Source organism: Nocardia sp. AB354 (assembly GCF_049538315.1).
Taxonomy (GTDB): domain Bacteria; phylum Actinomycetota; class Actinomycetes; order Mycobacteriales; family Mycobacteriaceae; genus Nocardia; species Nocardia nova.
The window spans coordinates 95,075-108,800 of record NZ_JBMVFU010000014.1; the positions used below are offsets into that span (position 1 = coordinate 95,075).

Sequence of the window (13,726 nt, forward strand, 5' to 3'; positions counted from 1 at the left end):
ACCTGGAGGTGGCCCAGGGTGTGTCCAGTAGTCGATTCAGGCCCGGTGCTCGCGCAGGGCGGCCAGCGCGGCGTCGGCGTGGACGTTCGCGCGCAGTTCGCCCGAGATCACCGCGAGTACCGTGCGGTCGGTGTCGATCACGAAGGTCTGCCGCTTCACCGGCAGGAAGTTGCCGAGCAGACCGCCGATCGCCCCGGAACGCTTGACGCCGAACCGTTCCGCCACCGCGCCGTCGCGATCGGACAGCAGCGGATAGCCGAGGGTCTGCGCCTGCGCGAAACCGGCTTGGGTGTCGACCGAATCGGTGCTGATTCCCGCGCAACTCGCGCCCAGGGCCGCGAATTCGCTTGTCAGATCACGGAAATGGCAGGCCTCGGCGGTGCACACGGGAGTATTGGCGGCGGGGAAGAAGAACAGCGTCAACGGCCCGTCGGCCAGCAACGAATCGAGCGACCGGACGGTGCCGGTCTGATCGGGAAGTTCGAACCCGGGTGCGCGCTGGCCTTTTTTCACAGTCGCGAGGGTACCGGGCGGCACGGTCGCCCGGTACCCGCCGCGGATCGCGGGGGTCGCGGCGGGGCCAGGAAATCTCGGTTGCGGCCGACTGGAATGATGAGCGATATGCACGGCGCCGCATTCGACCGTCCGGAAACCGCAACCACCACCACTCGGGACCAGTTCCGCGTGCTCGCGGCCGCGCACCGGGTGGTGCCGGTGACGCGCAAGGTGCTGGCGGATTCGGAGACCCCGCTGTCCGCCTATCGGAAGCTGGCCGCGGACCGGCCGGGCACCTTCCTGCTGGAGTCGGCCGAGAACGGTCGTTCGTGGTCGCGCTGGTCGTTCATCGGCGCCGGCAGCCCCACCGCGCTGACGGTCGTCGACGGCCAGGCGGCCTGGCTGGGCGCCACCCCCGCCGACGCCCCGGCCGGCGGCGATCCGCTGGAGGCGCTGCACGACACCCTGGAACTGCTGCGCACCGAGCGCCTGCCCGGCCTGCCGCCGCTGACCGGTGGGCTGGTCGGCTATCTGGGCTACGACATCGTGCGTCGTATCGAACGGCTGCCGGAACTGACCGCCGACGATCTGCGGGTCCCGGAGATGGTGCTGCTGCTGGCCGCGGATCTGGCCGCTTTCGACCATCACGAGGGCGCCATCACCCTGATCGCCAACGCGGTGAACTGGAACGGCACCGACGAGCGTGTCGACGAGGCCTACGACGACGCCGTCGCCCGGCTCGATCGGATGACCGCGGCGCTGGCCGCACCCGCCGAATCGACCGTGTCCGTCTTCGACCGTCCCGAGCCGGACTACATCCGCCGCCGCACCAGCGAGGACTTCGGTGCGGGCGTGCGGCGGCTGGTCGGCGAGATCGAGGCCGGCGAGGCGTTCCAGGTGGTGTTGTCGCAGCGGTTCGAGATGGACTTCGACGGCGAACCGCGCGATGTGTACCGGATGCTGCGCGCATCGAATCCGAGCCCGTACATGTATCTGATGCACATTCCCGACGGTGCGGGCGGCACCGCCTTCTCCATCGTCGGATCGAGTCCGGAATCGCTGGTGACGGTCAAAGACGGTGTGGCGACGACACATCCGATCGCCGGCACCCGGTGGCGTGGCGCCACCGAAGAGGACGATGTGCTGCTCGAGAAGGATCTGCTCTCCGACGAGAAGGAGAACGCCGAACACCTCATGCTCGTCGACCTGGGTCGCAACGACCTGGGCCGGGTGTGCGAGCCGGGCACCGTGCGCGTCACCGAATACCGCCACATCGAGCGCTACAGCCACGTGATGCATCTGGTGTCGACGGTGACCGGGCGGCTGGCGGCCGGTCGCATCGCCCTCGACGCCGTACGCGCCTGCTTCCCGGCCGGCACGCTCTCGGGTGCGCCCAAGGTGCGGGCCATGGAGTTGATCGAGGAGAACGAGCCCACCCGCCGCGGCGTCTACGCCGGGGTCGTCGGCTACCTCGACTTCGCCGGCGACGCCGATACCGCGATCGCGATCCGCACCGCGCTGCTCAAGGACGGCATCGCCTATGTGCAGGCCGGTGCCGGCATCGTCGCCGATTCCCAGCCCGACTACGAGGACGAGGAATCGCGCAACAAGGCGATGGCCGTTCTCAAGGCCGTCGCCGCTGCCCGCACCGTACGCACCTTCACCCCCGAACCCGACGGCACCCTGCTATGAGTAACCCGGAATCCGAACCAGCCCAACGACATTCGCCGGACCAGCCGGAGGTGAGGCCCGCGCCCGGCGCGAACGACGCGTCTGCGGCCGATGCGGCAGTGCGCCCGCGGCAGTCCGATGCCGACATCTCTGCGGCACAGCGCGCGCCGATGCAGAGCGGCCCCGAGGGCGAGGCCGTCCGGTCGGGTGCCGGACAAGCCGATGGCAGGGAATCCGACGGCCACGCAGCGGCGGTCCGGCCCGGCTCCCGCCTCGACGACGCCGCCGCGCAGGTGCCTCCCGGCGGTGACCCCGACCGCTATGTCCCCGAGACGGATGCGGGCGGCGCCGACAGCGTGCCCGGCAAACGCGCCCGCCCGGTGCTGCCGGTCCTCCTGCTGGCCGTCGGCGCGGCCGCGCTGTGGGGCGCCTCGCGCATGACCTGGGTGACCCTGCGGTCCTCCGACGGTCTGACCGAACCGCGCACCCAGCATCTCAACGGCGGCCTCTGGTTCGGCGCGCTCACGCCGCTGGCGCTGGTGCTGCTGGCCTCGATCGCGGCCGTCTTCGCCACCAAGGGCTGGCTGCGCCGGCTGATCGGGGTGGTGGTGGCGCTGGTCGCCGCCGTCGCCGCGGTGCCCGGCCTGGCGCTGCTGACCCAGCACGGCAAGATCGCCGAACGGGCCGCCCGGCTCGCCGAACTGCCCGCCCGCGCGCACGTCGACGCCGCCACGGCGGCCACGTTCCCGGCCGCACTCAGCGTCGTCGGTGCGCTCGCGGCCTTCGCCGCCGGAGTCCTGCTGGCCCGCATGCCCGAAACGACCGCCCGCATGTCGGGTAAGTACGACAATCCGGTGTTCCGCCGGGCCGCGGCCGCCGAACAGGTCGCCGAATTGCGCCGCACGGGTGATCCGGAATCGGCCGCCGCGGCCACCGACGCACCGCGCACGTCGACGCCGAAGTCCTCGCCGCACACCCCGGAACCGGAGTCGGGCGAACTCTCGCAGCGCGTGCTGTGGGACGCGCTCGATGCGGGAGCCGACCCGACCGACGATGAGCCGGGCCGATGAGCGCCCTACCACGCCACGCCGGGCGGCAGGCGTCACACCCCGCCGTCGGCTCGGCTTACCCTTCCATTTACTCTTTATCAGCATCGGTGAGACAGCACCTGGGGGGATTCTCAGGTAGCAAGTCCGTCTCCCCAGAAAGGATTCGAGCCAGATGACGGTACTCGACTCGATTCTCGACGGGGTCCGTGCGGATGTGGCCGCTCGGGAAGCCCTCCTGGATTTCCAGGCCGTCAAGAAGGCCGCCGCCGCGGCACCCTCGCCGCGCGATGCGCTCGCCGCTCTGCACGCGGACGGGATCGGAGTCATCGCCGAGGTCAAGCGCGCCAGCCCCTCGAAGGGTGAGCTCGCCGACATCCCGGACCCGGCCAGCCTGGCGAAGTCCTACGAGGACGGTGGCGCGCGCATCATCAGCGTGCTCACCGAGGGCCGCCGCTTCCACGGCTCGCTCGACGATCTGGACGCGGTCCGCGCGGTCGTCGACGTGCCGATCCTGCGCAAGGACTTCGTCGTCGGCCCGTACCAGATCCACGAGGCTCGCGCCCACGGCGCGGACGTGATCCTGCTGATCGTGGCCGCCCTGGAACAGGACGTGCTGGCCTCGCTGATCGATCGCACCGAATCGCTGGGCATGACCGCGCTGGTCGAGGTGCACACCGAGGAGGAAGCCGACCGGGCACTGACCGCCGGCGCCTCGGTCATCGGCGTGAACGCCCGCAACCTGAAGACCCTCGAGGTCGATCGCGACGTCTTCGCCCGCATCGCGCCCGGACTGCCCACCGAGGTCATCCGAGTCGCCGAATCCGGCGTCAGCGGCACCGCCGACCTGCTCGCCTACGCCGGCGCCGGCGCCGACGCGGTTCTGGTCGGCGAGAGCCTCGTGACCAGCGGCGATCCGCGTGCCGCCGTCTCCGAGCTGGTGACCGCGGGTACCCATCCGTCCTGCCCGCGTCCGCTGCGGCGGGGTGTCACCCGATGACCGGCGTGCACGAGCCGCTGCCCCAGGCCAGCGAGGGCGTCACCCACCGCAGCCACGAACCGGATCTCGGCGGCCACTTCGGCGTCTACGGCGGCCGGCACGTGCCCGAGGCGCTGATGGCGGTGATCGAAGAGGTCACCGCCGAATACGACAAGTCCCGCCTGGATCCCGATTTCCTGGCCGAACTCGACCGGCTGCAGCGCGATTACGCGGGCCGGCCCTCGCCGGTCTTCGAATGCAAGCGGCTCTCCGAACACGCCGGCGGCGCTCGCATCCTGCTCAAGCGCGAGGATCTGAACCACACCGGCTCGCACAAGATCAACAATGTGCTTGGCCAGGCGCTACTCGCCCAGCGGATGGGCAAGACCCGGGTGATCGCCGAAACCGGCGCCGGTCAGCACGGTGTCGCGACGGCCACCGCCTGTGCGCTGCTCGGCCTCGAATGCGTGATCTACATGGGCGCGGTCGACACCGCGCGCCAGGCGCTCAACGTCGCGCGGATGCGACTGCTCGGCGCCGAGGTGGTCTCGGTGACCACCGGCTCGCAGACGTTGAAGGACGCGATCAACGAGGCGCTGCGCGACTGGGTCACCAACGCCTCGGAAACCTACTACTGCTTCGGCACCGCGGCGGGCCCGCATCCGTTCCCGCTGATGGTGCGCGATTTCCAGCGCGTCGTCGGCCTCGAGGCGCGGGTGCAGGTGCAGGCGCAGACCGGCCGGCTGCCCGATGCCGTCGTGGCGTGCGTGGGCGGCGGATCGAACGCGATCGGCATCTTCCACCCGTTCCTCGACGACGAGGGCGTGCGGCTGATCGGCTACGAGGCGGCCGGTGACGGCGTCGAAACCGGCAGGCACGCGGCGACTTTCGCCGGCGGCCGGCCGGGTGCGTTCCAGGGCGCCTACTCGTACCTGCTGCAGGACGAGGACGGACAGACCATCGAATCGCATTCCATCTCCGCCGGTCTGGACTATCCCGGCGTCGGCCCCGAACACGCCTACCTGAAGGACATCGGCCGCGCCGAGTACCGGCCGATCACCGATACCGAGGCGATGGACGCGCTGCTGCTGCTCTCGCGCACCGAGGGCATCATCCCGGCCATCGAATCGGCGCACGCGGTGGCCGGCGCGTTGCAGCTGGGCCGTGAATTGGGTTCCGGCGCAATCATTCTGGTGAATCTGTCCGGACGCGGCGACAAGGACATGGATACCGCGGCGCGCTGGTTCGGCCTGTTCGACGACGCTGCCGCCACGGAGGAGAATCGCTCGTGAGCCGTCTGGAATCGACCTTCGCGGCCAGCCGCGGCGAGGGCCGCGCCGCGCTGATCGGATATCTGCCCGCGGGCTACCCGGACCTGGCCGGATCCATCGACGTGTGCACCGCGATGGTCGAATCCGGTTGCGACATCATCGAAGTCGGTATCGCCTATTCCGATCCGGTGATGGACGGCCCCACCATCCAGGCCGCCACCGAGCAGGCCCTGCGCGGCGGCGTGCGGGTGCGGGACGTCTTCGGTGTCGTCGAGGCGATCACCGCCGCCGGGGGCAATGCCGTGGTGATGACCTACTGGAATCCGGTGCTGCAATACGGCGTCGATCGTTTCTCCCGCGATCTCGCCGCGGCCGGCGGTCTCGGGCTGATCACCCCCAACCTGATTCCCGAGGAGGCGGGGGAGTGGTTCGAGGCCTCCCGCGCCCACGATCTGGACCGCATCTTCCTGGTCGCTCCCTCCTCCACCGAGGAGCGCCTGGTCAAGACCATCGAGGCCAGTAGCGGATTCCTCTACGCCGCCTCCACCATGGGCGTCACCGGCGCCCGCGACGCGGTGTCCTCCGCCGCGCCGGAACTGTGCGCGCGGGTGCGTGCCCACTCCGATATCCCGGTCGGTGTCGGCCTCGGCGTGCGCAGCGGTGCGCAGGCGGCCGAAATCGCTTCCTACGCCGACGGAGTGATCGTCGGCTCGGCGCTGGTCACGGCCGCGGGACAGGGACTGGACCAGGTCCGCAAGCTCACCGCGGAACTGGCCGAGGGCGTGCGTTCGGCGACTGTCGCCAGCTGATCGGAGACGCGAACTGGGCGGCGCGCGCCCCCTCCGTTACGGTGGGGCCCGTGACTTTTCCAGTCCTGGCAGACGGCGTCGATGTGCACGGTGGGGCAATACTGGCCTATATTCCCAGTCCGCCGCGAGGCGTATGGGATGTGGGGCCGTTCCCGCTGCGCGCCTATGCGATCTGCATCATCATCGGCATCATCGTCGCGATCTGGTGGGGTGAGCGGCGCTGGCGCGAGCGCGGCGGCGAGCAGGGCAAGGTGCTCGACGTGGCGATGTTCGCGGTGCCGTTCGGACTCGTCGGCGGCCGGCTCTATCACGTGGCCACCGACTGGGAGAAGTACTTCGGCGCCGGCGGGCATCCGATCAACGCGCTGAAGATCTGGGAGGGCGGTCTCGGGATCTGGGGTGCCGTGCTGCTCGGCGGTGTCGGCGCCTGGATCGGCTGCCGGGTGTATCGAATTCCGTTGCCCGCCTTCGGCGATGCCATCGCCCCGGCGATTCTGCTCGCGCAGGCCATCGGCCGCCTGGGCAACTATTTCAATCAGGAACTCTACGGCCGCAAGACCGATCTGCCGTGGGGCCTCGAGATCTATCTGCGGTTCGATTCCGACGGCCGGCTGGACATGATGAACGGCGTTTCCACCGGCGTGGTGGAGAAAATCGTGCAGCCGACCTTCCTCTACGAGCTGATCTGGAATCTGCTCGGCGTTCTGGTGCTGGTGATGGTCGACAGGCGCTGGCGGATCGGCCACGGTCGCTTGTTCGCCCTGTACGTGGCGATCTACACCTTCGGCCGCTTCTGGGTCGAGTTGCTGCGCGACGACGAGGCCACCCACATCTTCGGCATCCGGGTCAACTCCTACACCTCGGCGATCGTATTCCTCTGTGCGCTGGCGTATTTCGCCCTTGCCACCAAGGGGCGCGAAACCGCCGCCCAGCTCGCCTCCGGCGGTGAGCGCCCCTGGCCGTGGCAATGGGGTGCGTTGCGCCGGTACGGCGCCGCCGGACAGGAAGCCGCCGCCGAGAGCGCACCTGCCGCCTCGGCCGGCGAATCCGCCGCCGGCGAGAAATCGGACGAAGACGCGAAAGAGGAGGAAGCTGCCGAATCCGAATCCGCGCCCGCCACCTCCGCATCCGACGAATCGGGCGAGTCCACCGCCGGCCCGTCCGATTCGGTGAAGACCGGTACCGAGGCGACCGGCAACGAACTGGATCCGCCCGCCGATGACAAGGATGCGGCCGGTGTCACCACCGCCGAGAACAGCGAGCAGCGGGCCGAGGGCGAGTCGGGTAAGCCGGGCCGGAAGAAGGCGGACAAGAGCTGAGCGGGCCGACCGCTCGAATCAGGAGGACTTCGTGACCGACCCCTATCAGCCGCAGCCCGGCTACGGCCCGCAGTACGGGACTCCCGGTACCGGGCCGGGAAATCCGGGCGGCTACGGCCAATCCGGCCCCTACGGAGGCGGGCAACCGGGCCCCTACGGGCCGGCCGGCTACAGCCAGCCCTACGGCCAGCCCGCAGACCCGTACGCCCAGCCGTACGCCCCGGGCCCCGGCTACCCGCCCGCGCCCTACGGCATGGACCCGGAGGCGCCGTACGGGCGCAACATGTACGGCGAACCGTTCTCGGACAAATCGAAGCTGACCGCCGGGCTGCTGCAATTGTTCGTCGGTGGCCTCGGGATCGGCCGGTTCTATCTCGGCTACACCGGCATCGGCGTCGCCCAGCTCCTGGTCACGCTGTTCACCTGCGGTCTGGGCGGAATCTGGCCGTTCATCGACGCGATTTTGATCCTGACCGGCAAGGTTCGCGATCCGTACAACCGTCCCTTGCAGGAGTGACGACCATGCCGGTCGAATATGTGATGTGCGTCATATTTTCGTCGATTGACAGTGGCGGGAGTGCCGATCAGCGCCACTGCGGCGGCAGGACTAGGCTCGGCTCGTGATGCGACGGACAAAGATTGTGTGCACCCTCGGGCCGGCCACCGCCACCGAGGACCGGATCCGTGAACTTGTCGACAGTGGCATGGACGTGGCCCGGTTGAATTTCAGTCACGGAGAACACGCCGATCACGCCGAGAACTATCACAAGGTGCGGCACGCCGCCGAGCAGATGGGTCGTGCGGTCGGCATCCTGGCCGACCTGCAGGGGCCGAAGATCCGCTTGGGCCGGTTCATCGAGGGCCGCACCGTGTGGGCGACGGGCGAGGAGGTGCGGATCACGGTCGACGACGTGGAAGGCACCCACGATCGCGTCTCCACCACCTACAAACAGCTGTCCGAGGACGCCAAGGCCGGTGACCGGCTGCTCGTCGACGACGGCAAGGTCGGGCTGACCGTGGTTCGCGTCGAGGGCAACGACGTGGTGTGCCGCGTCACCGAGGGCGGCCCGGTCTCCAACAACAAGGGCGTCTCGCTGCCGGGTATGGACGTTTCCGTTCCGGCGTTGTCCCAGAAGGACATCGAGGACCTGGAATTCGCCCTGCGGCTCGGTGTGGACTTCATCGCCCTGTCGTTCGTGCGGTCGCCGTCGGACGTCGAGCTGGTCCACGACATCATGGATCGCGTCGGCCGCCGGGTGCCGGTGATCGGCAAACTCGAAAAGCCCGAAGCCATCGACAATCTCGAGGCGATCGTGCTCGCCTTCGACGCGATCATGGTGGCTCGCGGCGACCTCGGCGTCGAACTGCCGCTCGAGCAGGTGCCGCTGGTGCAGAAGCGCTCGATCCAGATGGCAAGGGAGAACGCCAAACCCGTCATCGTCGCCACCCAGATGCTGGAGTCGATGATCGGCAACTCCCGCCCGACCCGCGCCGAGGCCTCCGATGTCGCCAACGCCGTGCTCGACGGCGCCGACGCGGTCATGCTCTCCGGCGAGACCTCGGTCGGCCAGTATCCGATCGAAACGGTGCGGACGATGGCGCGCATCGTGCACGCCGTGGAATCGGAATCCTCGACCCGGGTGCCCCCGCTGACCCACGTCCCGCGGACCAAGCGCGGCGTGATCTCCTACGCGGCCCGCGATATCGGCGAGCGGCTCAACGCCAAGGCGCTGGTGGCCTTCACCCAGTCCGGCGACACCGTGCGCCGGCTGGCCCGCCTGCACACCACGCTGCCGCTGCTGGCGTTCACCCCGCTGCCGGAGGTCCGCAGCCAGCTGGCGCTGACCTGGGGTGTGGAAACCTTCATCGTCCCGCCGGTCGGTACCACCGACGAGATGATCGGCCAGGTCGACAAGGAACTGCTGTCGCTGAATCGCTACGCCAAGGGCGATCTCGTGGTGATCGTGGCCGGCTCCCCGCCGGGTACCGTCGGCTCCACGAACCTGATCCACGTGCATCGCATCGGCGAGGAGGACCACTGAGGTGAGTGCATCACTGGGCGAATCGGTCGGCACCGGCCGTGAGAGCGGCGGCGATCTCGCCGTCCTGCTCGGCCTGCTCGAACTCGAGGAGATCGGCGAGGACGTCTTCCTCGGTCACCATCCGGAGAAGGTGTGGAGTCGCACCTTCGGCGGCCAGCTGGTGGCGCAGGCGATCATCGCGGCCGGCCGCACGGTCGGACCGGGGCGCCCGGTGCATGCGGTCAACGCTCATTTCGTGCGCGGCGGCGACGTGCGCAAACCGATCGAATACCGGGTCGAACGCCATCGGGACGGGCGTGCGTTCGCCAACCGCACGGTCACGGCGTATCAGGACGATCAGGAACTGTTCGTGATGCTGGCGGCGTTCCAGGACTGGGCCAAGGGCCTGGAACACGCCAGCCCGCAGCCGCAGGTGCCCGATCCGGACGGCCTGCCCCGGGTGGAGGAGTCCTTCTCCGGGTTCGAGGACAAACTGCAGATGTTCGTGCAGGCACCGCATCCGATCGATATGCGCTACACCAACGATCCGGCCTGGATCCTCAAGGGCACCGGCGGCACCTTGAACCACAATCGCGTGTGGATGAAGGCCGACGGTGAACTGCCCGACGATCCGCTGATCCACGTCGCGACGCTGGGTTATTCGTCCGATACCACGGTGCTGGATTCGATCATCACCACGCACGGGCTGTCGTGGGGCCACGACCGGATCGTGGCCGCCACGGTGAATCATTCGATCTGGTTCCACCGTCCGTTCCGCTTCGACGACTGGGCCCTGTACGCGACGCAGTCACCGGTGGCCGCCGGTTCGCGCGGCCTGGCCACCGGTCACTTCTATTCGCGGGCCGGCGAGCTGCTGGCCACCGTCGTGCAGGAAGGCGTGATCAGGCACTTCCCGGCGCGCAAGTAGCGCCGGGAGCGCCGGTATCAGAGGCGTTCGCGGTTCTCGTCGAAGTCGTAACTGTCGCGATGGAGCGCGTGAATCGTGTAGGGGACGGCGTCGGCGGTGGTGGCGATCCCGAGGACCAGTCGATGCTCGAGTGCGGCCAGGCCGGATTCGGTCAGCTGATCGGGATCGCCCACCAGGCTGAGCGCTATCTCGTAGGTGCGCCGCGAGCCGGGGTCGCGGTGGGGGTGTTCCAGGCGCCACTGGGTCTCCAGGACCGTATGGCCGGGTTGATCGGCGTCGACGGGCAGGGTGAAGCGCCAGGCGAAAACATCGTGCTCGGCGAGGTGGTCGTCGACCACGCAGCGCACGGTGTGCACGACGCGGTCGAGCGTTTCCGGTGTGACGTAAACATGGAGTGAAACATCCGAAATTCGTTTCGGCATGTCTGTGTCCTGTTCCGGTGTCGAACCATCGGCGTCGGCAGTTACCGCGGGGAGTCTAACCCCGGATCCCGCTCCGCGGGAGGGCGGCATGCCCGGCGCCGGATTGTTCAGGCGTGGCGGCCGATTCGCACGGGCTCGATACCCCAGGGCGGGGTCTCGATACGTCCACCGGGCAGCAGCACCAGCCGGGGCCGGCCGGACTCCGCGCGGCCCGCGTCGCGATGGGGGTGCAGGGCGAGCAGCAGCGGGACCAGCGTTTCGGCGATCCGATCGCCGACGGCACAGTACTTTTCGCTCGACAATCCCACCGGGTCGGCGATGTTCTCCCGGCCCACCAGCGCGAGATCGTTTCGCGCACTGTCGATCTGGGCGATCGTGCGGGCGCCGGAGACCTTCGTCACCCGGTAGGCTTCGAGCAGTGTGAAGGTCCGCGGCCGGGCGGCCGGAACCAGGTCGATGATGTGGTCGCGGATCTGCTCGGTCATCGCCAGCACCAGGTCCGCGCGCGTGACCATCTCCGGCTTCAACTTGCGTGCTGAGAAGTTGCCGGGATCCGCGCCGAGGCCTGTGATGGTCTGTGCCGCAAGCGGATCGACGCCGAAGCCGACGAGCGCGCGGGTGCCGGCGCTCTCGGCGGTCAGGTCGTCGAGACCGTGTTCGGCCGCGACGGCACGGGTCAGACGTTCGGCGATCACCGAGCGGCAGACGTTGCCGGAGCAGACGAACAGGACGTGCATGACCGATACGGTAGGTCGCCGCGGGCCCCGGCAGAAGCCGAGGACGGCCGAAAACCGCTTATTTAACGCGATGTTCAGCTGCCGGTAGCGCGTCACGTTCGACCGTTTGCCGAATTTTCGCTGACCGGCTGGGCGACGGATATGGCGCTACGGCTGCCGATCCGTGTCGGAACCCTCGGCGCCGTAAGCGTTTCGATAGTAGGAGGCTTCCTCGACGACCGGGGCGACCGTCGGTTCGGTGCCGAGATGAGCGTTGTCCGCGCCGGCGCGCGTGGCGTTGTCCTGGGCCCGGCCGCGCGCACTGAACAGCGGTCCGCGCATGGTCCGGGTCGGAGCGAAGGCGCCCAGCCCGGTGGGCGTGGTCATATCGTCGTACATGGTGTCGATGCCGCCGCGCAGGAAATAGGCCTCGTGCCAGAATCCGGTGCCGCCGGAGTCGCGCAGAAACCGCTGCCACCAGTCGCGATGCGGCTGGGAACGGGTCCAGCGCTCCAGGCTGTCCAGGTCGCGCCAGTATTGGCGGGCGCCCCAGTGCGGCGGGAACAGCGACCAGATGATGTCCTCGTGCCGCAACAGGCCATCCGGCCGATCACGATGGGAGCGATACAGTTTCGGCCCCAAGCCGAGTAGACGCAACACCCCCCGCGGGGTCCGCACCCGCATCCCCAGATAGATCACCACCAGATCGGGATATCCCGAAAGATCCGCGGTGAGCCGGTTCACCCGCATACGCGACCTCCTCCTGCCCGGGGTCGTGTGCACCACCCTACGCGTAGTCACGGGTCATCCCGCCGATTCGGTTCGAAAACGACAAAAGCGGCCCGATCGGACCGCCGACGATGGTGCCGAGTGTGGGACTCGAACCCACACGTCCGTGAGGACAACGGTTTTTGAGACCGTCGCGTCTGCCAGTTCCGCCAACTCGGCGCACCGGGAGGAAATGATAGCCGGTGGGTGCCCAGGTTACCGAATCGGTGCCGCGCGGGCGGGTTCCCGCTGGGTAGATGGGTTGTGAGCGAAGTTGAACGGTACGCTTTAGGACACTCGGCGTGCGTGGCCGGTGACAGGGTGGGACCGGAGGCGCACATCGGGTGTCGGCATCGGAATATCGAGGGGTCTGTCTATGGGAACGAATGCAGGGGGCGCGGGCGCGAAGCAGGACGCGCCGGCTGCCGCGAAGCGTGTCGTGGTGGCCGAGGACGAGGCGCTCATCCGGATGGACCTTGTGGAGATGCTCTCCGAGGAGGGCTACCAGGTGGTGGGTGAGGCCGGCGACGGCCAGCAGGCGGTCGACCTGGCCGTGGAACTGCGCCCCGATCTGGTCATCATGGATGTGAAGATGCCGCGGCGCGACGGTATCGATGCCGCCGGTGAGATCGCCTCCAAACGTGTTGCGCCCGTAGTGATCCTGACCGCGTTCAGCCAGCGTGACCTGGTCGAGCGGGCGCGCGACGCGGGTGCGATGGCCTATCTGGTGAAGCCGTTCACGAAATCGGATCTGGTGCCCGCGATCGAGTTGGCGGCCAGCCGTTTTCATGAGATCTCGGCGCTGGAACAGGAGGTCGCGAATCTGTCCGACCGCCTGGAGACCCGCAAACTGGTCGAGCGCGCCAAGGGCGTGCTGATGCAGACGCAGGGGCTGTCGGAACCGCAGGCGTTCAAATGGATCCAGCGCACCGCGATGGATCGTCGCACCACCATGAAGGCGGTCGCGGAGGTCGTCCTGGAGAATCTCGCGCCGAAGTCCTGATCGCCCCTGTGGTCGGCCGCGGCTCGCGTGCCGGTCGAGCGCGGGAGTGGTCGGGTCGCGGCCCGCGCCGTCGGCGGGCTCGCTCGTGGGCTTCGGGTGAGCTCCTCGGGTGAACTCCGGCACCGACGCGGGAAAACCGCGGACATCGGCGAGCTTGTGCACGCCTCGCTGTCGGTCCGGTGGGGCGGATGTGGCCGGCGTGAAAGCGGGCACCGTATCCGCGTGTGCGAATTCGAACGCGACACATGTCGGTCCGTGCCCGGTGGCCGGGGATGTCG

14 protein-coding genes and 1 tRNA gene are annotated in these 13,726 nt (G+C 68.7%); 10 read left to right on the forward strand and 5 right to left on the reverse strand.

The window, feature by feature from the left end; genetic code table 11:
* Positions 1-36: 36 nt before the first annotated feature.
* Entirely contained in the window at positions 37-513 is a 477-nt protein-coding gene (locus ACPCUW_RS20630) for a peroxiredoxin (protein ID WP_030514636.1), read from the reverse strand.
* Between the two features lie 96 nt (positions 514-609).
* On the opposite strand from ACPCUW_RS20630, the gene ACPCUW_RS20635 reads away from it, so the two are divergent.
* From ACPCUW_RS20635 to ACPCUW_RS20675, 9 genes are all read left to right on the forward strand, one after another.
* Positions 610-2,187, forward strand: coding sequence for an anthranilate synthase component I (locus ACPCUW_RS20635; RefSeq protein ID WP_393527807.1), 1,578 nt, complete (start codon positions 610-612; stop codon positions 2,185-2,187).
* A gap of 50 nt (positions 2,188-2,237) precedes the next feature.
* Entirely contained in the window at positions 2,238-3,236 is a 999-nt protein-coding gene (locus ACPCUW_RS20640) for a TIGR02234 family membrane protein (RefSeq protein ID WP_423426490.1), read from the forward strand.
* 151 nt (positions 3,237-3,387) lie between these two features.
* A complete protein-coding gene (gene trpC, locus ACPCUW_RS20645; protein ID WP_030514633.1) occupies positions 3,388-4,212 on the forward strand; it encodes an indole-3-glycerol phosphate synthase TrpC in 825 nt (274 codons plus the stop codon).
* Positions 4,209-5,483 carry a tryptophan synthase subunit beta gene (gene trpB, locus ACPCUW_RS20650; RefSeq protein WP_064904652.1) on the forward strand — a complete coding sequence of 425 codons (1,275 nt, stop codon included), beginning with the start codon at positions 4,209-4,211 and terminating at the stop codon, positions 5,481-5,483. Before trpC ends, trpB begins: the two co-directional genes overlap by 4 nt.
* A complete protein-coding gene (trpA, locus tag ACPCUW_RS20655) occupies positions 5,480-6,271 on the forward strand; it encodes a tryptophan synthase subunit alpha (RefSeq protein ID WP_104366094.1) in 792 nt (263 codons plus the stop codon). The genes trpB and trpA overlap by 4 nt, the downstream gene beginning before the upstream one ends.
* Before the next feature lie 83 nt (positions 6,272-6,354).
* Positions 6,355-7,590: a prolipoprotein diacylglyceryl transferase gene (lgt, locus tag ACPCUW_RS20660; protein ID WP_423426623.1), complete on the forward strand. Its 1,236-nt coding sequence runs from the start codon at positions 6,355-6,357 to the stop codon at positions 7,588-7,590.
* A 31-nt stretch (positions 7,591-7,621) separates the two neighbouring features.
* Positions 7,622-8,107 carry a TM2 domain-containing protein gene (locus tag ACPCUW_RS20665; protein ID WP_423426492.1) on the forward strand — a complete coding sequence of 162 codons (486 nt, stop codon included), beginning with the start codon at positions 7,622-7,624 and terminating at the stop codon, positions 8,105-8,107.
* Between the two features lie 103 nt (positions 8,108-8,210).
* Positions 8,211-9,632 carry a pyruvate kinase gene (pyk, locus tag ACPCUW_RS20670; RefSeq protein WP_423426494.1) on the forward strand — a complete coding sequence of 474 codons (1,422 nt, stop codon included), beginning with the start codon at positions 8,211-8,213 and terminating at the stop codon, positions 9,630-9,632.
* Between the two features lies 1 nt (position 9,633).
* Positions 9,634-10,539: an acyl-CoA thioesterase gene (locus ACPCUW_RS20675; RefSeq protein ID WP_062966168.1), complete on the forward strand. Its 906-nt coding sequence runs from the start codon at positions 9,634-9,636 to the stop codon at positions 10,537-10,539.
* 17 nt (positions 10,540-10,556) lie between these two features.
* Here the strand turns inward: ACPCUW_RS20675 and ACPCUW_RS20680 are convergent, their stop codons facing one another.
* The 4 genes from ACPCUW_RS20680 to ACPCUW_RS20695 all read right to left on the reverse strand — a co-directional run bounded on the left by ACPCUW_RS20680 (position 10,557) and on the right by ACPCUW_RS20695 (position 12,625).
* A complete protein-coding gene (locus tag ACPCUW_RS20680) occupies positions 10,557-10,961 on the reverse strand; it encodes a hypothetical protein (RefSeq protein ID WP_030514626.1) in 405 nt (134 codons plus the stop codon).
* A 107-nt stretch (positions 10,962-11,068) separates the two neighbouring features.
* Entirely contained in the window at positions 11,069-11,794 is a 726-nt protein-coding gene (locus ACPCUW_RS20685; protein ID WP_423426496.1) for a low molecular weight phosphatase family protein, read from the reverse strand.
* Between the two features lie 51 nt (positions 11,795-11,845).
* A complete protein-coding gene (locus ACPCUW_RS20690) occupies positions 11,846-12,427 on the reverse strand; it encodes a phenylacetaldoxime dehydratase family protein (protein WP_423426498.1) in 582 nt (193 codons plus the stop codon).
* Between the two features lie 111 nt (positions 12,428-12,538).
* A tRNA-Leu gene (locus ACPCUW_RS20695) sits at positions 12,539-12,625 on the reverse strand.
* A gap of 196 nt (positions 12,626-12,821) precedes the next feature.
* Between ACPCUW_RS20695 and ACPCUW_RS20700 the strand changes: the two genes are divergently transcribed.
* The gene (locus tag ACPCUW_RS20700; RefSeq protein ID WP_030514623.1) at positions 12,822-13,448 is read left to right on the forward strand and encodes an ANTAR domain-containing response regulator; all 627 of its coding nucleotides are present in this window, start codon (positions 12,822-12,824) and stop codon (positions 13,446-13,448) included.
* The last annotated feature ends 278 nt before the right edge of the window (positions 13,449-13,726 follow it).